The sequence below is a fragment of the Streptomyces sp. NPDC088745 genome (genome assembly GCF_044751045.1).
In the GTDB taxonomy this organism is placed as follows: Bacteria; Actinomycetota; Actinomycetes; order Streptomycetales; family Streptomycetaceae; genus Streptomyces; species Streptomyces cremeus.
Genome location: NZ_JBIVLB010000003.1, coordinates 67,535 through 87,292, shown reverse-complemented (window position 1 = coordinate 87,292; position 19,758 = coordinate 67,535). Strand labels below are relative to the sequence as shown.

Below are 19,758 nucleotides of genomic sequence, written 5' to 3'. Positions count from 1 at the left end.
GAAGCGGGAGGGGCGGCCCCCTTGTCCGCCCTCCCCGGGGGGGGGCGGCCCCGCCGCCCAGAGGGGCGGGGGTCAGTCGAGGTAGCCGCGGAGTTGGTCGGCGAAGGCGTGGTCGCGGAGTTTGTTCAGGGTCTTGGACTCGATCTGGCGGATGCGTTCGCGGGTGACGCCGAAGATCCGGCCGATTTCTTCGAGCGTGCGGGGACGCCCGTCCGCGAGGCCGTAGCGGAGCTGGACCACCTTGCGCTCGCGTTCGCCGAGCGTGGAGAGGACGGCTTCCAGGTGCTCGCGCAGGAGGAGGAAGGCGGCGGACTCGACGGGGGACGCCGCGTCGCCGTCCTCGATCAGGTCGCCGAGGGCGACGTCGTCCTCCTCGCCGACCGGCGCGTGCAGGGAGACCGGCTCCTGGGCCAGGCGCAGCACCTCCCCCACCCGCTCCGGCGTCAGGTCGAGCTGGGCGGCGACCTCCTCGGCGGTGGGCTCGTACCCCCGCTCCTGGAGCAGGCGGCGCTGGACGCGCACGACGCGGTTGATGAGTTCGACGACGTGGACGGGGACCCGTATCGTCCGCGCCTGGTCGGCCAGGGCCCGGGACATGGCCTGGCGGATCCACCAGGTGGCGTACGTCGAGAACTTGTAGCCGCGTGCGTAGTCGAACTTCTCGACGGCCCGGATCAGGCCCAGGTTCCCCTCCTGGACCAGGTCGAGCATGGTCAGGCCGCGGCCGACGTAGCGTTTCGCCACCGAGACGACCAGGCGGAGGTTGGCCTCGATGAGTCGGCGCTTCGCCATCCGGCCCCGTACCACCAAGGTGTCCAGGTCCAGGGTGAGTTGGAAGTCCAGGTCGGTCGATCCGGCGAGCTTCTCCTCGGCGAACAGGCCCGCTTCCACGCTCCGGGCGAGCTCGACCTCGTCGGCCGCGGTGAGGAGGGGGATGCGGCCGATCTCGCGCAGGTACTGGCGGAAGAGGTCGGAGGAGGGGCCGGACGTGTCGGCGCGGGCGGGACGTTCGGGCACGTCGGGCCGTTCGAGGTCGGCCGGTTCCTCCGGTTCGCGCCCCGTGGGCGCGGCCCCGGCGGGCTCCGGGACCTCGGCGGTTTCCCCGGGCGTCCGCAAGGGGCGTTCGGCGCGGCTCTGCGCGGGTACGGCCGCGACCAGATCGGCCAGGGTCTGGGTCTGCACGGGGGCGACCTCCAGGGTGAACGCTGCCAAGGCGGAGCCGGGGGCACGGGCCACGCACGGGTACGGCCCCTCGTACGACCGACGACTGCGGCCGCCCATCACGGGCCACAAGCACCGCACTCAGTGTGGGGTGCGACACACGGCCGCCGCGAGGGGCGTGCGGTGACTTTTTGAGTCCGGTCCGTGACCGAGTGGTGACCCGGGGGAGCTAGAGGGCTGCCGCGCCGTGGTTGCGGAGGGACTGGGCGTACTGCTGGAGGACCCACAGCTCGTTCTGCACGGCGGTGGGGTCGCCGTGGTGGCCGAGGCGGGCCAGCGAGCCCTGGACCTCCAGGATGCGGCGGTCGACGGCGCGCAGCCGGACCTGGACGAGTTGGACGCCCGCGTAGACCTCGTCGACGGTCTTGGCGTGCAGGGCCTCCACCGCGAGCTCGGTCACCATGGCCCTGACCTGGTCGTCGACGGCGCACTCGCGGACCCGGGCGAGGTAGTCGGCGGGGGCCTGCGCGCCGAGTTCAACGCCGCCCGCCTCCTCGATGGTCTGCCGGACGGCCGCGTACGGCGGGGCGGTGAACTCGTCGGCGCCGTACGCGTCGAAGGCCGGGGAGACCAGGTCGGGGCGCTGGAGGGCGAGCTTGAGGAGTTCGCGCTCGGTGCGGTGGACGGGGCTGCGCAGGTTGAGCGCGGGGCCGCGCACGGCGGGGGCGGCGGGGGCGGCGTCGTAGGCCCGCTGTCGTTGCCGGGGGTCCGCGGAGGGGCCGCGGCCGCCGCGGTCCTTGGCCCAGCGGGCGAGCTGGGCGATGCGCTTGACGACGAACTGGGTGTCGAGGATGCCGAGCATGCCCGCGAGCTGGACGGCGACCTCGTGCTGGGAGGCGCTGTTCTTGATGCGGGCGACGACGGGGCCGGCCTCGTCGAGGGCGGCGGCGCGGCCCGCCGGGGTCTCCAGGTCGTAGCGGGCGATGATCTGCCGCAGCGCGAACTCGAAGAGCGGGGTGCGCGGCTGGGTGAGGTCGGCGACGGCCTCGTCGCCCTTGGCCAGGCGCAGGTCGCAGGGGTCCATGCCGTCGGGGGCGATCGCGATGTACGTCTCGGCGGCGAACTTCTGGTCGTCCTCGAAGGCACGCAGGGCGGCCTTCTGACCCGCCGCGTCGCCGTCGAAGGTGAAGATGACGCGGGCCGATCCGTTGTCCATCAGCAGCCGGCGCAGGATCTTGATGTGGTCGCCGCCGAAGGCCGTGCCGCAGGTCGCGATGGCGGTGGTGACGCCGGCCAGGTGGCAGGCCATGACGTCGGTGTAGCCCTCGACGACGACGGCGCGGCTGGACTTGGCGATGTCCTTCTTGGCCAGGTCGATGCCGTACAGGACCTGGGACTTCTTGTAGATCGGGGTCTCGGGGGTGTTGAGGTACTTGGGCCCGTTGTCGTCGTCGCGGAGCTTGCGCGCGCCGAAGCCGACGACCTCGCCGCCGATGTCGCGGATCGGCCACATCAGGCGGCCCCGGAAGCGGTCGATGGGGCTGCGGCGGGACTCCTGGGCGAGCCCGGACAGCAGCAGCTCCTTGTCGGTGAAGCCCTTGCCGCGCAGGTAACGCGTGAGGTGGTCCCAGCCGGCCGGGCTGTAGCCGACGCCGAAGTGGGCGGCGGCGGCCTGGTCGAAGCCGCGTTCGGCGAGGAACGCGCGGCCGATCTCCGCTTCCGGGCTCTCCAACTGCTGGAGGTAGAACTCGGCGGCGGCCTTGTGCGCCTCGACCAGGCGGGTGCGTTCGCCGCGCTGGGTGGAGGGGTTGTAGCCGCCCTCCTCGTACCGCAGGGTGATGCCCGCCTGCGCGGCGAGGCGCTCGACCGTCTCCGCGAAGGTGAGGTGGTCGATCTTCATCACGAAGGCGATCGTGTCGCCGCCTTCCTGGCAGCCGAAGCAGTGGAAGAGACCCTTGCTGGGGCTGACCTGGAAGGACGGGGACTTCTCGTCGTGGAAGGGGCAGAGGCCCTTGAGGTTGCCGCCGCCCGCGTTGCGGAGCGAAAGGTATTCGGACACGACGGCGTCGATCGGGAGCGCCTCCCGGACCGCCTTCACGTCGTCGTCGTTGATCCTGCCTGCCACGCGTGAAGTGTACGGGGCCGGTCGGACAGTCTGCGGCGGCGGCTACGCGATCAAGGAGTCCAGCGGTACGGACGGATCGGCGAGGGCGTGCTGGTCGACCTCCGCACCGCTCCGGATCAGGCGCTGGATCGACTCGGTGACGTCCCACACGTTGACGTTCATGCCCGCGAGGACGCGGTGGTCCTTCAGCCAGAAGGCGATGAACTGGCGCTTTCCGGCGTCGCCGCGCACGACGACCTGGTCGTACGTTCCCGGGGGCGCCCAGCCGGAGTATTCGAGGCCGAGGTCGTACTGGTCGGAGAAGAAGTAGGGCACGCGGTCGTACGCGGTGCCCCGGCCCAGCATGGCGCGGGCGGCGGCGGGACCGCCGTTGAGGGCGTTCGCCCAGTGCTCGACGCGCAGGCGCCGGCCGTGCAGGGGGGTGCCGGGGAGGTGCAGGGGGACGGCGGCGACGTCGCCGGCGGCGTAGACGTCGGGGTCGTTGGTGCGGTGGTGCTCGTCGACGGCGATGCCGCCACCGTGGGCGCGGTCGACGAGGGCGAGCCCGGAGGCCTCGGCGAGGGCGGTGCGGGGGGCGGCGCCGATGGCGGCGAGGACGTCGTGGGCGGGGTGCTCCTCGCCGTCGTCGGTGCGGGCCGCGAGGACCAGGCCGTCCTGGCCGACGATCTCGGTGAGGCGGGCCCCGAAGTGGAAGCGGACGCCGTGCTCGGCGTGCAGGTCGGTGAAGAGCTGGCCGAGTTCGGGGCCGAGGACGGAGTGCAGGGGGGTGGGCTCGGCCTCGACGACCGTGACCTCCGCGCCGAAGCCCCGGGCGGCGGCGGCGATCTCCAGCCCGATCCAGCCGGCTCCGGCGATGACGAGATGGCCGTTGTCCCGGCCGAGGGTGGCCAGGACCCCGCGCAGGCGCTCGGCGTGGGAGAGACGGCGCAGGTGGTGGACGCCGGTGAGGTCGGTGCCGGGGATGTCGAGGCGGCGGGGCTCGGAGCCGGTGGCGAGGAGGAGTTTGTCGTACCGGATCAGGGTGCTGTCGTCGCCGAGGCGGACGGTCTTCGCCTCGCGGTCGAGGTGGACGACGCTCTGGCCGAGGTGCAGCTCGATGTCGTGGGCGGCGTACCAGGCGGCGTCGTGGACGAAGACGCCGTCGCGGTCGCTCTTGCCGGTGAGGAGGCCCTTGGAGAGGGGCGGGCGTTCGTAGGGGTGGTCGCGTTCGTCGCCGATCAGGATCACCCGGCCGGTGAAGCCCTCGGTGCGCAGGGTCTCGGCGGCTTTGGCGCCGGCGAGACCGCCGCCGACGATGAGATAGGTCTGATCTGCGTCGACCACTTGGTGCCTCCATCAATGTGCGCGTGGCTCTTGAGCGTCCCGCACGGAGGGGTGCGGGGGAAGGGGGGTGGGGTGCGGGGGCGGGGCGTGCCGGGGGAGTGCCCGCTCACCGGTTCGAGGTGAGGCGGGCGTGCAGGGAGCGGGCGGAGGAGTCCGTGAGGGAGGAGATCTGGTCGACCAGGACGCGCTGGCGGGCGCGGTCGTCCTCGGCGGCGTCGTACAGCGCGCGGAACTGGGGGTCCAGGCCCTCGGCGGGCGCGCGCAGGGTCAGGGCCTCGGCGAGCTCCGCGATGACGATGCGCTGGTCGGCGCGGAGCCGTTCCTGCTCGTCGCGCTGCATGACGTACCGGTCGGCGACCGCCTTGAGGACCGCGCACTCGTTGCGGGTGGCGCGCGGTACGACCAGTTCCGCGCCGTACCGGGTGAGGCGGCCGGGTCCGTACGCCGTGCGGGTCGCGCCCTCCGCCGACAGGCAGAAGCGGCCGATGAGCTGGCTCGTGGCGTCCTTCAGCCGGGCCTGGGCCAGGGCCGAGCCGTCGTAGCCGTGCGGCCACCACTCCTGCTCCATGAGCCGGTCGAGCGCCTCGGCCAGTTCGGCGGGGTCGGTGTCGGCGGGGACGTAACGGCCCCGCGCCACCCGGAAGATCTCGTTCCGTTCGGGTTCGGCGTCAAGCAGGCCGGGGTCGATGTGGCCCGCGTGCAGGCCGTCCTCGAAGTCGTGCACCGAGTACGCGACGTCGTCGGACCAGTCCATGACCTGCGCCTCGAAACACGTGCGGTGCCCGGGCGCTCCCTCCCGGACCCACTGGAAGACGGGGAGGTCGTCCTCGTACACCCCGAACTTGACCGAGGCGGGGTCGGTGGGGTGGCTCCCCCGCGTCCAGGGGTACTTGGTGGCGGCGTCCAGCGCGGCCCGGGTGAGATTGAGCCCGACGCTCACCAGCTCCCCGCTCTGCGGCGAGCGCACGAACCGCTTGGGCTCGATGCGGGTGAGCAGGCGCAGCGACTGGGCGTTGCCCTCGAAGCCGCCGCAGTCCTTGGCGAAGTCGTTGAGGGCCTGTTCGCCGTTGTGGCCGAAGGGCGGGTGGCCCATGTCGTGGGAGAGGCAGGCCGCTTCGACGAGGTCGGGGTCGCAGCCGAGGGCGGCGCCCAGCTCCCGGCCGACCTGGGCGCACTCCAGGGAGTGGGTGAGCCGGGTGCGGGGGCTGGAGTCCCACACCTGGCTGCGGGAACCGGGGGTGACGACCTGGGTCTTGCCCGCGAGACGGCGCAGTGCCGAGGAGTGCAGCACACGGGCGCGGTCGCGCTGGAACGCGGTTCTGCCGGGCCGTTTGTCGGGCTCGGCGTCCCAGCGCTGCGTCGCGGCCGAGTCGTATGCGGTGCTTTCCATACCGATGACCGTAACCGCACGCACCGACAGTCAATCCCCCGCCGCCCCGTGACCTGGTCCGGCGGGCGGACCGGGGCGGTCCCGAAAGCCCTGGAGCCGCTCCAGGAGGTCCGGAGCGGCTCGGGGAAGTCTGGAGCCGCTCGAGGAAGCAGACGCCCTACAGCTCCTTGAAGAAGTACACGTCCTCGTGCCCGCCCGGAACGCCCGGCAGGCGGGCGGTCTCCTCGTACCCGAGCCGCCGGTAGAAGCCGGGGGCCTGGAAGGTGTACGTCGAGACGCCCGCCCGGTCGCAGCCGCGCCGCCGCATCTCCTCCTCGGCGGCCCGCATGAGCCGGGCACCCCAGCCCTCGCGCCGGGCGCTGTCGCGGACCCAGAGCAGGTGGACGAAGCCGAGGCCGCCCCAGGTGAAACCGGTGAGGCCGCCGATGAGTTCGTCCGAGGCGTCGGTGACGCGCACGGACAGTTCCTCCACCGGCGCGCCCGACGCCTCGCTGTTGAAGGCGGTGAGTTCCGCGTCCAGCCGGTCGGCGAGGTCGTGGTCCTCGCCGCCGACCCGCAGTACGGCCCTGCTGTCGTCAAAGGTCATGCGCGCAGTATCGGACTCCGCGCGCGATCCCTCATCCGGATATCCGGACTACCAGCGGTACCAGCGGCCGCGACGGCCGCCGCTGCCGGAGCGGGCGACGAACCCGAGCAGCCACAGCACCAGGACCGCGATGGCGATCCAGAAGAAGAGCTTGGCCACGAAACCGAGGCCGAACAGGAGCAGGACGAGCAGAAGTACCAGAAGCAGGGGAACCATGACTATCAACCTCCGCACGGACGCCTGCCCCGAGCCGCCCGCCCCATGCGCCGAGCAATCGAACAGCGTGCCGTCCCGCTCCGCGTCACCGACGGCCGGGCCGGGCCGCCCGACGGGAACTCCGCCGCCCGTCCACACGTCAGAAGGGGCAGATGAAGACAGTGCGGTACGGGGGGAAGACCATGCGGTGGAGAAGCGTCGGCGGTTCGTGGCCCCGGCTGCCGCGCGGGCGCCGGGGCAGACGGCGGCTCGTACAGGCGGTGATGGCGGGGTGCGTGCTGGCCCTGATGCCCTCCACCTGGACGTACGCCTCGACCGCCGACCGCGTCGGCGAGGTGGCGGACGCGCCCGCGCGCGAGGTGGCGATGGTGTTCGGGGCGGGCCTGTGGCGGGGCGAGCCGACCCCGTACCTGGCCCGTCGGCTGGACGCGGCGGTGGAGCTGTACCGGACGGGCAGGGTGAAGGTCGTCCTGGTCACGGGGGACAACAGCCGTGCGGAGTACGACGAACCGGACGCGATGCGCGGCTATCTGGTGCGCCACGGCGTCCCGGACGAGCACGTCGTCAGCGACTTCGCCGGCTTCGACACCTGGGACTCGTGCGTGCGGGCCAGGAAGATCTTCGGGGTCGACCGGGCGGTCCTGATCAGCCAGGGATTCCACATACGGCGCGCCGTCGCCCTGTGCGAGGCGGCCGGGGTGGACGGCTTCGGGGTCGGCGTCGACGACGCGCACGACGCGACCTGGTACTACGGCGGCGCCCGCGAGGTGTTCGCGGCGGGCAAGGCGCTGCTGGACGCGACGCTGCGGCCGGACCCGCGCTTTCTCGGTGAGCGGGAAAAGGGGGTCACCGAGGCGTTGGCAGGGGCCGCGGGGCGCTGACACACTGACCGCCGTCCGAGACGACTGTGCCGGACAGGCATACGTCGGTGCTGTGTGGTCAGACGGAGGCGGTGGGTCCACGTGACCGGTGCGGGCGGGCAGTTGGACGGGAAGGTCGTCCTGGTCACCGGGGGCGCCCGGGGTCTGGGCGCGGCGGTCGCGCGGGCGGTGGCGGCGGGCGGCGGCCGGGCGGTCGTCACGGACGTCCTCGTGGCCGAGGGCACGGCGCTCGTCGAGGAGCTGAACGGGGAGTACGGGGACGGCGCGGCCCGCTTCCACCGGCACGACGTGACGAGCGAGCCGGGCTGGGAGGCGGCGGTCGCCTTCGCGGTGCGGGAGTTCGGCCGGCTGGACGGGCTGGTCAACAACGCCGGAATATCGGGCGGGGAGTTGCTCGCCGAGGCGGACGTGGCCCGCTTCCGCGAGATCGTCGAGGTCAACCTGGTGGGCGTCTTCATCGGCGTGAAGACGGTGGTGCCGGCCCTGCGGGAGGCGGGCGGCGGCTCGATCGTGAACATCTCGTCGGCGGCCGGCCTGACCGGGATGGCCCGCACGGCGGGCTACGGGGCGTCCAAGTGGGGCGTCCGGGGCCTGTCGAAGATCGGCGCGGTCGAGCTGGCGGAGGCGGGCATCCGGGTCAACTCGGTGCACCCGGGGATGACGTACACGGACATGACGGCGCACGTGGGCATCGAGGTCGGTGCGGGCAAGTACCCCGGCACGCCCCTGGGGCGGGTGGGGGTGCCCCAGGAGATCGCCTCGGCGGTGGCGTTCCTGCTGTCGGACGCGGCGGCGTACGTGACGGGGGCGGAGCTGGCGGTGGACGGAGGCTGGACGGCGGGACTGGTGCCGCAGCGGCCGGCGGGACGCCAGGGCCCGGTGAGCAGGGGCCGGTCGGCCCGGAACGACACGGGGAATCCGGTCAGCCGACGGTGACGCGGGTGATGCGGTCGGCGTCGTCGACGTGGACGTTGAGCCGGTCCGGCCGGTACTCCTGCGTCAGGAAGGTCCCCGGCTTGACGATCCGGTACGGCCGCGGGATGTCCCGCTCGTGGACGAGGCGGTCGGCGGGCACCCCGACGGGGTCGGTGTCCCCGTCGCGCACCAGCGTCTTGCCGATCCACCGGTCGTAGTCGGGGGCGACGGCCACGGCCGGCTGGGCGGGGCCGCACGCGCAGGAACCGGCGGCGTGGGACTCGCCGGCGGGGGCGAAGAAGGTCGCCGCGAGGGCTGCTGCCGTGACGAGGGTCTTGAGGTGGGAGCTGTGCATGGGGGGCACATTGCTACTGGCCCCACCCAACTTCCAAACCCGCAACACCCGTTCGGGTGTATCGCGTGTCGCCCCGGGCGGGGACCCCGGAAGCGGCGCGGCGAGCGCCGCACGCGGGCACGGGCGGCGGCCGATGGACCGTACGCATGGCTGTTACAGAATGTCCCGGTTCTTGTGATGCTCGGTACATAGGGTCGGTAGACCCATGTCCTGCCCTCCGAGCACCGCGCGCAGATCCGTTCCGGCCGGCCCCGCCGCTGCCGCCACGGCGCTCTGTGCCGCCCTCCTAGCCGGGTGCGGCTCCCCCGACGGCCTCGGCGCCGGGGAGCCCGCGCCCTCCGCCACCGCCCAGCCCCGGCCGCGGACCCTGTGGCCCGCCTGGTCGCCGGAGTCCTCGTCGCCCTCGGACGCGGTGACCGACCCCGAACTCCAGCCCGCCCCGCAGCCGCTCCCCCAGTCCCCCGCCGTCCCCGCGGGCGGCCTGGCCGCCATGGACCAGTTGGACGTCCTGCGCGCCGACCCGCGCATGGCGCGGCTGACCCGGCGCGAACCCGTCGACCGGCCGGGCAAGCCGGGCGTCCGCCCGGCGGTGCTGCACGACCTGACCGGCGACGGGACACCCGAGCTGATCAGCGCGGTGGACCTGGAGAGCGGCCGGACGGTGATGGCCGCGTACACGGTCCGCGACGCGAGGATCGTGCCGATCCTCCACACGAGCGGCGTACGCCCGGTCGTCGAGTCCGTCGGGGTCGACCTGGTCGTGCGGGGTTCGGCGACCGACGGCGGCGAGCAGGCGATCCGCTACCGCTGGGACGGCAACCGGATGATCACCGTCAGCGAGGTCCGCAGCTTCCGCACGGACGACGACGTCCCCGAGTCCGTCCCGGGCAGGGAGCAGCCCACCCCGCAGGACGTCGCGCCCCCGCGGGCCACCCGGGAGCCCACCCCGTGACCCCCCGTCCCGTCCGCCGCCTGCGGGCCTTCGTCGCCGGGCTCAGCCTGCGCTGGAAGATCGCCGCGCTGCCCGCCGCCGGGGCGGCCCTGGTGGCGCTGGCCATCGGTGTGGTGATCCACCAGGCCCGTACCGCGCAGGTCGCCGAGACGGCCAGGGAGTCCGCGATCGCCGAGCTGTACCGGGTGCGCCAGTTGTACGAGCTGACCGGGCACGTGGACCCGCAGGACACCGGGGCCGCCCTCGACTCCCCCGAACTGCCGGCCGCGCTGCGCGCCCAGGCCCGGGCGGGCACCCGCAACACCTATCTGGACCTGTCGGGCGCCTCCCCGAGCGTATGGGCGGCCCGGCCCATCGGCGACCAGGTCCTGTCGGTCCGGCTGCCGCTGGGCGCCCAGCGGGCCGAGATCCGCGACCTGGACCGCAGCCTGGTGGTGTGGGGCGCGGTCGTGGTGGGGCTGGCCGCGCTGGGCGGGGCGGCGCTGGCGTCCCGGCTGAGCCGCAGGCTGCGCACGGCCGCCGCGACCGCCCGCCGGATCAGCCACGGCGACCTGGACGCCCGTGTCGCGAGCTGCCCCGACGGCCCCCCGGGCACCAAGGACGAGGTGGCGGAGCTGTCCGCCGCGCTCAACACCATGGCGGCCTCCCTCCAGCGCCGCATCGAGGCGGAGCAGCGGTTCACCGCCGATGTGGCGCACGAGCTGCGCACCCCGCTCACCGGGCTGCAGACGGCCGCCGAGCTGCTCCCGCCGTCCCGTCCGACGGAGCTGGTACGCGACCGGGTGGCCGCTCTGCGCACCCTGACCGAGGACCTCCTGGAGGTGGCCCGGCTGGACTCGCACGCCGAGGAGCCCGACCTGGCGGTGCACCCGCTGGGCCGGCTGGTGGCCGCCCTGGTGGACCGGCTCGGCTGCGCGGTGGAGCTGACCGGGGACGACGGGCGGACGCAGGTGCGCACCGACGCCCGCCGCCTGGAGCGGATCCTGACGAACCTGCTGGTCAACGCCCGCAAGCACGGCCAGAACCCGGTGGAGGTACGACTGGAGGGCCCCCGGGTGGTGGTCCGCGACCACGGCCCCGGCTTTCCGCGCCAACTGCTGGCCGAGGGCCCGCAGCGGTTCCTGACGGGAGCCGCCGAACGCGGTCAGGGCAGCGGCCTCGGCCTGACGATCGCGTTCGGACAGGCGCGGGCGATCGGGGCCCGGGTGGAGCTGGCGAACCATCCGGACGACGGGGGCGCGGTGGTCACGGTGACGCTGCCGGAGGCACCGCCGCAGGGGTGAACCGCAGCACGGCCCACCCCTGTGCGTGCCGTACGGAATCGCCGGAGCCCTGTTCGCCGGTGCGGCCCGCCCCGGCGAGGGTGCGGCGGCACGGGTGCAGGTGCGGCCGGAGCAGGGCGAGGAGGGCGCGCACGGCGGACGCCGGCCCTCGAAGGCGGTCGGGCGGCCGTCAGGCGGCGAAGGGGCGTACGGCCTTGGCGTCGCGGAGGGCGTGCGCCCACCAGCCCAGCTTGCCGAGCATCGCCTTGGCGGCGGTGTCGGCGCTCTCGGGGTCGAGGTGCCGGCCGTCGGCGTCGAACTGTCCCCACGGGCCGTGGAAGGAGACGGTGTCGCGCAGGGTCACGGCGTGCAGCTCGGCGAAGACCTGGCGCAGGTGCTCGACGGAGCGCAGGCCGCCGGAGAGTCCGCCGTACGAGACGAAACCGACGGGTTTGGCGTGCCATTCGGGGCCGTGCCAGTCGATGAGGTTCTTGAGACCGGCGGGGTAGGAGTGGTTGTACTCGGGGGTGAGGACGACGAAGGCGTCGGCGGCGGCCAACCGGCCGGACACCTTGGCGAGTTCGGCTTGGACGGTGTCGGAGGGACGGGGGGTGAGGGCGGTCGGCAGGTCGGCCTCGGCGACGTCGACGACGTCCACGTCGAACTCGCCGAACTGCTCGGCCCGGGAGAGGAACCAGTCGCGCAGTACGGGGGCGAAGCGGCCCTCGCGGTTGCTGCCGACGATGAGGGCGAGGCGGAGGGGGGTGGTGTTGGTGTCCATGCGAGAACTCTCATACGTCAAGTTGACTTGAGGTCAAGGGCTGTTGCGGGGCGGCGCGAGCAACCACGACGCGCGTGCACATCTCCCACCGGGGGCGCCCCTTCAGGGGCGCGGGGAACTGCGCGACCAGCCACGACGGATCTGCACGGAACCGTGCACGGCTGCGCGGCGAGCGCTTTAGGGAAGGGGCGGGTCCGGGGCCTCTCTGCCTGAGCTGGGCGGGGCTGAGGCGTTCGGTACGGGGCTGAGCTCTCGGCCTTGGCGGGGTCGCGCGTCCGGCGCAGGTGCTGGGGCAGGGGGCGGCACCCGGGTGGGCCGAGAGCGGGAGGGGCCGCCCCCTTGCCCGCCCTCCCCCAAGCTCTCGGCTTCGCTCGAGCAGGGGGTGCCCCCCTCGCCCCCTTGGGCGGCCCCGTCGCCCAAGGGAGCGGGGGCGCAGGGCGGCTGCGCAAACCCAAGGGGACGGGGTGAAGGGCCGTGGAGGCCGAGGGGGCCCGGGGGGGGCGAAGGAGGCCGGGGGGCGAAGGGGGTCGGGGCGAAGAGACCGAGGGGGGTTGTAGAGATCAAGAAGGCGCAGGGAGGTCGAGGAGGCTCGGGGAAAGAAGGGGCGGGATGCGGGGGCGGCGATGGTGTCCGCAGCACCGGAGCCGGGGGGAAGTGAGGAGGCGTCACCCGTTCGGGGTGGTCCGGGCGGGGCCTGTCGGGCTGAGCCCCGGAAAGCCCGTTGACCTGCCCGGACGGCTCGGCGGACGGGTGAGGAGCCCCACCTCTGACCCCCCACAGCACACCCCCCTCAGGAGGCGGCCCCGGCCCCCTGCCGCTTACCTCGAAGCAGCGGAAGTCCCACCCGTACGCCCCCACCGCCCCGAAGGAGCCGGCCCATGCCCTCCCCGCCCCACCCCAGCCGCCGCCCCCGGCCGACCGGAACGGCCCTCGCCGCGCTCGTCGTCGCCGGACTCGCGCTGAGCGGCACGGCAGGCGGCGTGGCTCGGGCGGCCGACCTCCCCGACCCCGCCGAAATGTCCGCCGCACCCGCCGCACCGGACATGGACACGGACACGAGCACGGACATGGACGCGGGCACAGACCCGGAGACCGAGACAGACGCGGAAACGGACACGGGCCTGGGCATGGGCACGGACACAGGCCTGGGCACGGACACGGATACGGGCACGGGCACGGGCACGGGCACGGAAGCCGACACCAGCACGGACCCCGACGCCGGCACCGGCCCCGACACCCCCACCGACCCACTCCCCGCACTCGACCCCTCCGCCGCCCCCGGCGCCCTCACCGAGGGCCGCGCGCCCTCCGGGAAGCTGGAGTTCCACCCCGCCACCGCCTCCCCCGGCACCGTCGTCACCGTGAACACCACCGCCTGCGGCCCCGGCAGGCCCGGCACCGGCGACGCGTCCTCGCTCGGCGTCGGTGACTTCACCATGACGACCGGCACCCACCGGGAAGTGCTGGTCGGACAGTTCACGGTCCCGTCGGACACGGCCAAGGGCGCGTACGCGGTCACCGTGTCCTGCACCGACGGCAAGCGGTCCGCGACGGGCGAGCTCTGGGTCACCGCCGGCACGGCCCCTTCTCCGAACCACACCGCCCCCACCGGCCACGTCCGCACCGGAGTCGGCGGCACCGCCGCGGCCGACCCCGGCTCCCCCCGGATCGCGGCGGGGGCGGCCGTCCTGGTCGCGTCCGCCGTAGGCGGCACCTGGCTGCTGCGCCGCCGGGCGAGCGGCTCGCACTAGCGGCCGCGCGGCCCGTGCGGAAGCACGGGCCCCTGCGGCCGCCCGCCACCGTCCCGTGTCCCCGCCCTTCACCATGAGCCCCGGGCGGGGGCGCGGGACGCCCGTCCCACCGGCCACCACCAGCACGTATGCCAGCGGGAGGACCCCCGTGCCAAGGATTCCCCGACCCCAGCCGCCCCGCCTGCCCCGCCTCCCCGCCCTCTCCCCCGCCGACACCGTCCGCTTCCGCACCCACTGCGCCGCCCTCGCGCTCGCCGTCCTGACCGGCGTGTGGCTGATCCAGGGCGACCCCTCTCCGGCCGCCCCGCCGCCCCAGCCCTCCGCGGCCGAGGCGTTCGCCCCCCAGCACGCGGGCCGGGCGGCCGCGGAGCGGGTCGGCAGCACACGTGACGGGTCCGCCGTCGCCCCGCTCCCGGCCTCCGAGCCGGTGCGCCTGCGCATCCCGCGGATCAGCGTGGACACCCCGGTCATGCGCCTGGGCCTGGACGCCGCCGGAAGCCTCGACGTACCGCCGCGGGACCAGCCGAACATCGCCGGCTGGTACCAGGACGGCACCGCGCCCGGCAGCCCTGGCACCGCCGTCGTCGCAGGCCACGTCGATACGGCGGAGGGCCCGGCGGTCTTCTACCGCCTGGGCTCGCTGCGCAGGGGCCACACCGTCGAGGTGCTGCGCGAGGACGGTCGTACCGCCGTCTTCACCATCGACGCGATCGAGGTGTACGACGCCGCCGCCTTCCCCGACAGCAAGGTCTACGGGCAGGCCGCCCGGCCCGAGCTGCGAGTGATCACCTGCGGCGGCGGCTTCGTCGAGGGCAAGGGCTACCGGGGGAACGTGGTGGTCTTCGCCCACCTCACGGGGGTGCGGACGGTCGCCGAGAGCGCCGCCCGTACGCACGTCACCCGTACGAACTCCACCCCTACGAACGTGAGCCGTACGAGCGTGAGCCGTACGGACCTCACGCCACCCACTGGTCGTACGCCAGCTTCGCGACCAGCGTGAACACCACCACCAGCAGCACCACCCGCACGAACCCGCTGCCCTTCTTCAGGGCGGTACGCGCTCCGATCAGACCGCCGGTGAGGTTGAACGCGGCGAGCAGCAGCGCGAGTTGCCACAGGACGTACCCCTGGACGGCGAACATGACGAGCGCGCCCGCGTTGGTGCAGACGTTGACGATCTTCGCGGTGGCGGAGGCGTTGACCATGTCGAAGTGCAGCAGCGCGGTGAGCGCGAGCACCAGGAAGGTGCCGGTGCCTGGCCCGAACAGGCCGTCGTAGAAACCCAGTCCGCAGCCCGCGAGGAGGATCGCGGCGAGGACGCGCCGCCTGGTGGCGGGGCCGGTGGCGGGCGCGGTGCCGAAGCTGGGCCGGAAGATGACGAAGGTGCCGACGCCCACCAGCACCACCATGATCATGGGCCGCAGCAGCGCGTCGCTGATCCCGGCGGCGAACAGCGCTCCGGACATGGAGCCCGCGACGGCGGCGACGCCGACCTTCAGCGCGATCTTCACGTCGATCGGGGTCCTGCGGACGTACGTGATGGCCGCGCCCGTGGTGCCGACGATGGCGACGGCCTTGTTGGTGCCGAGCGCGAAGGTGCCCGCCATGCCAGGCGGCAGGCCCATGACCAGCGCGGGGATCAGCAGGAGCCCTCCGCCGCCGACCACCGCGTCCACCCACCCGGCTGTGGCGGCGGCGAGGCACAGGAGCAGGACGGCGGTGATCGAGATATCGGGCATGGGCACGACAGTACGGAGCGCGAGGCGGGGGCACCACTTACTTCTCGGATACTTGAGCCAAACCTGAGGTGACAGCGGGAACCCGGTCCGAGGTGACAGCAGGACCCCGGTCCGAGGTGACAGCGGGGCCCCGGTCCGCGGTCACCTCCGGCGCCCGGTCGGGGGCCGGCGGGGCAGCCGGTTCCACGACGGCGGCCAGTACGGTCGCGGCGAGCGCGCTCACGCCGAAGAGCGCCACGGCGACCCGGGTACGGGCCCGGCGGGCGACGGCGGCGGTGGTGACGGGCAGCGGTCTGCGGTGACGGGGCATGGCCAAGTCCTCGGAGGTCGGAACGCGGTGGGCGTCAGAAGCGGAAGATCTCGACGTGCAGTTGCCTCTCGGGCACCCCCGCCCGCCGCAGCGACGCCATCGCCGCATCGGCCATCCCGGGCGGCCCGCACAGGTACACGTCGTGCTCGGCGAGGTCGGGGAGCAGTGCGCGCAGCGCCTGCGGGGCGAGCGGATCGTACGCGCCGTCGGAGGGGCCGAGCAGGAAGCGCAGCCCCGCGCCCCGCGCCCGGGCGATTGCCTCCAGCTCCTCGCGCAGCACCAACTGCGCCTCGCTGCGCGCCCGGTAGAGCAGGGTCAGTTCCCCCGGCGCGCACTCCAGCGTCTCGAACAGGGCCCGCATCGGGGTGATCCCGACCCCGCCCGCGAGCAGCAGCACCTTGCGCCGGGTGCGCCGGTGCGCGGTGAGCGCGCCGAACGGCCCGGTCGCCAGCACCCGGGTGCCGGGGCGCAGCCGGCGCAGCCGGCGGGTGTGGTCGCCGGCCGCCTTCACGGTGATCCGCAGCACGTCGTCGCGCACCGGCGCGGACAGCGAGAACGGCAGCGCGGTGTGCCACAGCCGCCGGTGCAGGAACCGCCAGCGGAAGAACTGGCCCGGCTCGGCCCGCAGTTCGTCGAGCCCGACGCCCTGGACGAGCACGGACACCACGCCCGGCCCCTCGTCCCGTACCTCCCGCACCCGCAGACCGTGCCGCAGGGCCTGTCGTACGGGCACCACCGCCCGGTACCAGACCAGCAGCACGCCCACGCTCGCGTGCAGCATCGCCCACAGCCACAGCGTGAGCGGGCTGCCGGCCACGTCGGGGCCGACGAGCTGGTGGGCGAAGGCGAGGGCCGCGCCGAGGTAGGTGAGCAGGTGCAGGGCCCGCCAGGTCTCGTACGGCAGCCGGGTGCGGGCGGCGCGTGCGGAGGTGACGCCGACGACGGCGAGGAGCGCGGTGCCGAGCGCGGCGGTGAGGATGCCCGCGTAGCCGAGCAGTTCGACGGCGGCGGAGAGGAGGTCGGCGCCGGTGTGGGCGGCGTGTCCGCACAGGGCCAGCAGGCCGTGGCCCACGCACAGCGACAGTACGTACCGTCCGCCCAGCGCGTGCCAGCGGGCGAGCCGGTCGGCGCCGACGCCGTGCTCGACGGCGGGGACGCGGGCCATCAGGAAGAGCAGGACGAGGACCCCGTACCCGGCGAGCAGCCCGCTGAGGTGCGCCCCGGCGGCGAACAGCGCGTCGAGCCGGAAGGAGGGGACGGCCTGGACGCCCCAGGCCAGGCAGACCGCGCCGAGGCCGGTGAGGATGCCGGCGCGCAGGGCGCCGGGCGTGACCCGCGGGACGCGGACGGGCTCCGCCGCCGGGGCGCCGGGCGCGGCGGCCCGGGGCGCGGCCCGGCGGGCGGTCCGGGAGAGGTAGGCCGAGAGGGCCGGGTAGGCGTCCGGCTGGGGCGGTGCGGGGGCCTGGGTCGTCACGGTTGCCAAACTAGGCCGCGGTCAGGGGCGTAGTGGCTGGTCAGGGCGGTCCGGGAAGATTCTTAAGGCAGCCTTGAGGGAGGCCTGAACGGGGATTAAGGGCAGGTCTAGAATGGGCCAATGATCTTTATTGTGGTGAAGTTTCCGGTAAAGCCCGAGTACGTCGAGTCCTGGCCGGAGCACGTGGCGGCGTTCACCGCGGCCACCCGCGCCGAGCCGGGCAACCTGTGGTTCGACTGGTCGCGCAGTGTCGCGGACCCGAACGAGTACGTCCTGGTGGAGGCCTTCCAGGACGACGCGGCGGAGGCCCATGTGAACTCCGACCACTTCCGGGCCGGCCTGGAGGCCATGCGCCCGCTGCTGCGGCACACCCCGCAGATCGTCAGCACGACGATCGAGGGCCAGACGGACTGGAGCGAGATGGGCGAGCTCCGGATCTGACCGGCGCCGGGAGGGGTGCGGGGCAGCCCGCCCCGCACCCCTCCCGGTGTCCACCCCGTTCTCCCCCCTCCCGGTACCCGGCCCGCTCCTCACCCCTCCCGGTACCCGGCCCGCTCCTCACCCCTCCAGATAGCGCAGCACCGCCAGCACCCTGCGGTGCCCGCCCTCGCCCACCGCGAGCCCCAGCTTGGCGAAGATGTTCGCCACGTGCTTCTCCACCGCCCGCTCCGACACCACGAACCGTGCCGCGATCGACTGGTTCGTGAGTCCCTGCGCCATCAGTCCCAGCACCTCCCGTTCGCGCGGCGTCAGCCCGTCCAGCGCCGAGCCGCGCCGGCTCGCGCCGAGGAGCTGCGAGACGACCTCCGGGTCGAGGGCCGTGCCCCCGGCGGCGACCCGCCGCAGCGCGTCGACGAACTCCCCGATGTCCACCACCCGCTCCTTGAGCAGGTAGCCGACTCCCCCGGCGCCGCTCCCCAGCAGCTCGGCCGCGTGCTTCGTCTCGACGTACTGCGAGAAGATCAGCACCCCGGTCCCCGGATGCGCCCGCCGGATCTCGACGGCCGCCCGCAGCCCCTCGTCCGTCTGCGTCGGCGGCATCCGCACGTCGACGACCGCCGCGTCCGGCGCGTGCTCGGCGACCGCCGCCAGCAGCGCGTCCGCGTCGTCCACGGCCGCGACCACCGCCACGCCCCGCATGCCGAGGAGCTGGACGAGTCCGTCCCGCAGCAGCGCCGAGTCCTCGGCGACGACAACGCGCATGGTGGGTCGATTCCTCTCCACGGGACGGCAGGACGCCTTGCGCGGCCCGGCGGGGCACGGCCGAACCGCTGCTCACCGGTACGGCAGTACCACGCGCACCACCGTAGGCCCGCCCGCCGGGCTGTCGCACTGCAGCATCCCGTCCACCGCCCCGACCCGTCCACGCAGACCGGTCAGCCCGCTGCCCGCCCCGACGGCCGCGCCGCCGCACCCCTCGTCCCGTACGACCACGCTCAGTGCCTCTCCGTCGCCCACGGCCTCGATCTCCACGGCGTCCGCCCCGCTGTGCTTGGCCGCGTTGGCGAGCAGTTCCGCTGCGCAGAAGTAGGCGATCGACTCCACGGCCGGGGAGGGCCTTTCGCCGATCCCCACCCGTACCTCCACCCGCAGCGGGCTGTCCGCCGCGAGCGTGGCCAGGGCGGCGTCCAGGCCCTGGTCGAGGACCGGCGGATGGATGCCCTTGACCAGGACCCGCAGGTCGGCGACGGCCTGTTTCGCGTTGTTCCGCGCGGTCTCGACGACCGCGAGCACCTGCTCGTCCGGCGCTCCGCCCGCCACCAGTTCCCTGATCATCGTCAGGTGCATGCCCAGGCCGACGAGCCGGGCCTGCGTCCCGTCGTGCAGGTCGCGTTCGATGCGCCGCAGGGTGGCGGCCGCGTCCTCGACGGCCCGGGCGCGGGTCTCCTCCAGCGCGCGGATGCGCCGGTCGGCGGCCCCCGGGCCGAGCAGGGAACGCAGGACCCTCTCGTACGGACGGAGGGCCAGCCGTACGAGCCGCGGCGCGGCGGCGAGCAGCAGCGCCCCCACCGCCACCACGGCGAGCCACCGCGGCCAGGTGTCCAGTTGCGCGCCGAACACCTCCAGCGAGACCCGCCGCTCCCCGCCGTCGGGGGTGCGGACGGTGGTGTGGTTGACGTGGCGCAGCAGCGGATGGAGCAGGAACAGCAGCCCGTACACGTATCCGCCGACGGCGACCGCCGGCCCCGGCAGCGCCAGCAGCGGCGCCAGGCACACCCACCCGGCCGCCCGCCGGGCCCGCCGGTCGGCGAGCACGGCCCGCCGCCACGCGAACGGCCCGCCGACCGGCGGCAGCGGCGGCGGGTCCTCGACCCGCACCCCCAGCAGCCGCCCCGCCAGGGCGCGTTGTACGGAAGCCAGCGCGCCCGCACCGCGCAGGGTCGCGGCGATCAGCCACGGCCCGAGCGCGGTGACCGAGAGCGCCCCGCCCGCCAGCAGCCCGGCCACGACGAGCAGCATGCCGACGAGGGCCAGGGGGAAGGCGAGCAGCGCGTGCAGCAGCGCCTTGAACGAGCGGGTCACAGCGGTCACCGAAG

19 protein-coding genes and 1 pseudogene are annotated in these 19,758 nt (G+C 74.1%); 7 read left to right on the top strand and 13 right to left on the bottom strand.

The window, feature by feature from the left end; genetic code table 11:
• Positions 1 to 72: 72 nt before the first annotated feature.
• The 6 genes from ACIP93_RS09580 to ACIP93_RS09555 all read right to left on the bottom strand — a co-directional run bounded on the left by ACIP93_RS09580 (position 73) and on the right by ACIP93_RS09555 (position 6,801).
• On the bottom strand, positions 73 to 1,281 hold the full coding sequence (locus ACIP93_RS09580) for a sigma-70 family RNA polymerase sigma factor (RefSeq protein WP_401757148.1): 1,209 nt from the start codon (positions 1,279 to 1,281) through the stop codon (positions 73 to 75).
• Between the two features lie 109 nt (positions 1,282 to 1,390).
• Positions 1,391 to 3,286: a DNA primase gene (dnaG, locus tag ACIP93_RS09575; RefSeq protein ID WP_401757146.1), complete on the bottom strand. Its 1,896-nt coding sequence runs from the start codon at positions 3,284 to 3,286 to the stop codon at positions 1,391 to 1,393.
• A 42-nt stretch (positions 3,287 to 3,328) separates the two neighbouring features.
• Positions 3,329 to 4,609, bottom strand: coding sequence for an FAD-dependent oxidoreductase (locus tag ACIP93_RS09570; RefSeq protein ID WP_345223162.1), 1,281 nt, complete (start codon positions 4,607 to 4,609; stop codon positions 3,329 to 3,331).
• Between the two features lie 106 nt (positions 4,610 to 4,715).
• Positions 4,716 to 5,999, bottom strand: coding sequence for a deoxyguanosinetriphosphate triphosphohydrolase (locus ACIP93_RS09565; protein WP_401757144.1), 1,284 nt, complete (start codon positions 5,997 to 5,999; stop codon positions 4,716 to 4,718).
• Between the two features lie 157 nt (positions 6,000 to 6,156).
• On the bottom strand, positions 6,157 to 6,585 hold the full coding sequence (locus ACIP93_RS09560) for a GNAT family N-acetyltransferase (protein ID WP_401757142.1): 429 nt from the start codon (positions 6,583 to 6,585) through the stop codon (positions 6,157 to 6,159).
• A 48-nt stretch (positions 6,586 to 6,633) separates the two neighbouring features.
• The gene (locus ACIP93_RS09555; RefSeq protein ID WP_345223159.1) at positions 6,634 to 6,801 is read right to left on the bottom strand and encodes a hydrophobic protein; all 168 of its coding nucleotides are present in this window, start codon (positions 6,799 to 6,801) and stop codon (positions 6,634 to 6,636) included.
• 182 nt (positions 6,802 to 6,983) lie between these two features.
• Here ACIP93_RS09555 and ACIP93_RS09550 point away from each other — a divergent pair, with 182 nt between their 5' ends.
• Both ACIP93_RS09550 and ACIP93_RS09545 read left to right on the top strand, forming a co-directional pair.
• The gene (locus ACIP93_RS09550) at positions 6,984 to 7,682 is read left to right on the top strand and encodes a vancomycin high temperature exclusion protein (RefSeq protein ID WP_401757919.1); all 699 of its coding nucleotides are present in this window, start codon (positions 6,984 to 6,986) and stop codon (positions 7,680 to 7,682) included.
• Positions 7,683 to 7,763: 81 nt separating this feature from the next.
• A complete protein-coding gene (locus ACIP93_RS09545) occupies positions 7,764 to 8,618 on the top strand; it encodes a glucose 1-dehydrogenase (protein WP_401757140.1) in 855 nt (284 codons plus the stop codon).
• Here ACIP93_RS09545 and ACIP93_RS09540 read toward each other — a convergent pair.
• Positions 8,605 to 8,952: an I78 family peptidase inhibitor gene (locus tag ACIP93_RS09540; RefSeq protein WP_401757138.1), complete on the bottom strand. Its 348-nt coding sequence runs from the start codon at positions 8,950 to 8,952 to the stop codon at positions 8,605 to 8,607. The two genes, ACIP93_RS09545 and ACIP93_RS09540, sit on opposite strands and share 14 nt — an antisense overlap.
• A 205-nt stretch (positions 8,953 to 9,157) precedes the next feature.
• Between ACIP93_RS09540 and ACIP93_RS09535 the strand changes: the two genes are divergently transcribed.
• Together ACIP93_RS09535 and ACIP93_RS09530 are read left to right on the top strand one after the other, a co-directional pair.
• Complete coding sequence (locus ACIP93_RS09535) at positions 9,158 to 9,904, top strand: hypothetical protein (protein ID WP_401757136.1); 747 nt, start codon at positions 9,158 to 9,160, stop codon at positions 9,902 to 9,904.
• Positions 9,901 to 11,187, top strand: a complete 1,287-nt coding sequence (locus tag ACIP93_RS09530; RefSeq protein WP_345223154.1) for a HAMP domain-containing sensor histidine kinase — start codon at positions 9,901 to 9,903, stop codon at positions 11,185 to 11,187. Before ACIP93_RS09535 ends, ACIP93_RS09530 begins: the two co-directional genes overlap by 4 nt.
• 169 nt (positions 11,188 to 11,356) lie before the next feature.
• Here ACIP93_RS09530 and ACIP93_RS09525 read toward each other — a convergent pair whose 3' ends face one another.
• A complete protein-coding gene (locus ACIP93_RS09525; protein WP_401757134.1) occupies positions 11,357 to 11,947 on the bottom strand; it encodes an NADPH-dependent FMN reductase in 591 nt (196 codons plus the stop codon).
• 878 nt (positions 11,948 to 12,825) lie between these two features.
• On the opposite strand from ACIP93_RS09525, the gene ACIP93_RS09520 reads away from it, so the two are divergent.
• A complete protein-coding gene (locus ACIP93_RS09520) occupies positions 12,826 to 13,698 on the top strand; it encodes a hypothetical protein (RefSeq protein ID WP_401757132.1) in 873 nt (290 codons plus the stop codon).
• 259 nt (positions 13,699 to 13,957) lie between these two features.
• Positions 13,958 to 14,563 (top strand): annotated as a pseudogene (locus ACIP93_RS09515) (class F sortase); the annotation flags it as partial.
• Between the two features lie 91 nt (positions 14,564 to 14,654).
• On the opposite strand, the gene ACIP93_RS09510 reads toward ACIP93_RS09515, so the two are convergent.
• Genes ACIP93_RS09510 through ACIP93_RS09500 form a run of 3 tightly spaced genes read right to left on the bottom strand, consistent with a single transcriptional unit; the run spans position 14,655 to position 17,221 of the window.
• The gene (locus tag ACIP93_RS09510) at positions 14,655 to 15,437 is read right to left on the bottom strand and encodes a TSUP family transporter (protein WP_401757131.1); all 783 of its coding nucleotides are present in this window, start codon (positions 15,435 to 15,437) and stop codon (positions 14,655 to 14,657) included.
• Positions 15,438 to 15,474: 37 nt separating this feature from the next.
• Complete coding sequence (locus ACIP93_RS09505) at positions 15,475 to 15,747, bottom strand: hypothetical protein (RefSeq protein ID WP_401757130.1); 273 nt, start codon at positions 15,745 to 15,747, stop codon at positions 15,475 to 15,477.
• Positions 15,748 to 15,781: 34 nt separating this feature from the next.
• Positions 15,782 to 17,221, bottom strand: coding sequence for a ferric reductase-like transmembrane domain-containing protein (locus tag ACIP93_RS09500; protein ID WP_401757128.1), 1,440 nt, complete (start codon positions 17,219 to 17,221; stop codon positions 15,782 to 15,784).
• A gap of 120 nt (positions 17,222 to 17,341) precedes the next feature.
• Between ACIP93_RS09500 and ACIP93_RS09495 the strand changes: the two genes are divergently transcribed.
• The gene (locus ACIP93_RS09495) at positions 17,342 to 17,662 is read left to right on the top strand and encodes a putative quinol monooxygenase (RefSeq protein WP_401757126.1); all 321 of its coding nucleotides are present in this window, start codon (positions 17,342 to 17,344) and stop codon (positions 17,660 to 17,662) included.
• Between the two features lie 117 nt (positions 17,663 to 17,779).
• On the opposite strand, the gene ACIP93_RS09490 is transcribed toward ACIP93_RS09495, so the two are convergent.
• Positions 17,780 to 18,424: a response regulator gene (locus tag ACIP93_RS09490; protein WP_401757124.1), complete on the bottom strand. Its 645-nt coding sequence runs from the start codon at positions 18,422 to 18,424 to the stop codon at positions 17,780 to 17,782.
• 72 nt (positions 18,425 to 18,496) lie between these two features.
• Positions 18,497 to 19,753 (bottom strand): sensor domain-containing protein, encoded by a 1,257-nt coding sequence (locus tag ACIP93_RS09485; RefSeq protein ID WP_401757122.1) that lies wholly within the window; start codon positions 19,751 to 19,753, stop codon positions 18,497 to 18,499.
• Positions 19,754 to 19,758 lie beyond the last annotated feature (5 nt).

Bases quoted from the DNA above. Each gene is read 5' to 3' on its own strand.
- ACIP93_RS09535 (WP_401757136.1), top strand. From the start codon at position 9,158: ATGTCCTGCCCTCCGAGCACCGCGCGCAGATCCGTTCCGGCCGGCCCC.
- ACIP93_RS09555 (WP_345223159.1), bottom strand. From the start codon at position 6,801: ATGGTTCCCCTGCTTCTGGTACTTCTGCTCGTCCTGCTCCTGTTCGGC.
- ACIP93_RS09490 (WP_401757124.1), bottom strand. From the start codon at position 18,424: ATGCGCGTTGTCGTCGCCGAGGACTCGGCGCTGCTGCGGGACGGACTC.
- ACIP93_RS09525 (WP_401757134.1), bottom strand. From the start codon at position 11,947: ATGGACACCAACACCACCCCCCTCCGCCTCGCCCTCATCGTCGGCAGC.
- ACIP93_RS09565 (WP_401757144.1), bottom strand. From the start codon at position 5,999: ATGGAAAGCACCGCATACGACTCGGCCGCGACGCAGCGCTGGGACGCC.
- ACIP93_RS09540 (WP_401757138.1), bottom strand. From the start codon at position 8,952: ATGCACAGCTCCCACCTCAAGACCCTCGTCACGGCAGCAGCCCTCGCG.
- ACIP93_RS09505 (WP_401757130.1), bottom strand. From the start codon at position 15,747: ATGCCCCGTCACCGCAGACCGCTGCCCGTCACCACCGCCGCCGTCGCC.
- ACIP93_RS09495 (WP_401757126.1), top strand. From the start codon at position 17,342: ATGATCTTTATTGTGGTGAAGTTTCCGGTAAAGCCCGAGTACGTCGAG.
- ACIP93_RS09580 (WP_401757148.1), bottom strand. From the start codon at position 1,281: ATGGGCGGCCGCAGTCGTCGGTCGTACGAGGGGCCGTACCCGTGCGTG.
- ACIP93_RS09520 (WP_401757132.1), top strand. From the start codon at position 12,826: ATGCCCTCCCCGCCCCACCCCAGCCGCCGCCCCCGGCCGACCGGAACG.
- ACIP93_RS09510 (WP_401757131.1), bottom strand. From the start codon at position 15,437: ATGCCCGATATCTCGATCACCGCCGTCCTGCTCCTGTGCCTCGCCGCC.
- ACIP93_RS09560 (WP_401757142.1), bottom strand. From the start codon at position 6,585: ATGACCTTTGACGACAGCAGGGCCGTACTGCGGGTCGGCGGCGAGGAC.
- ACIP93_RS09550 (WP_401757919.1), top strand. From the start codon at position 6,984: ATGCGGTGGAGAAGCGTCGGCGGTTCGTGGCCCCGGCTGCCGCGCGGG.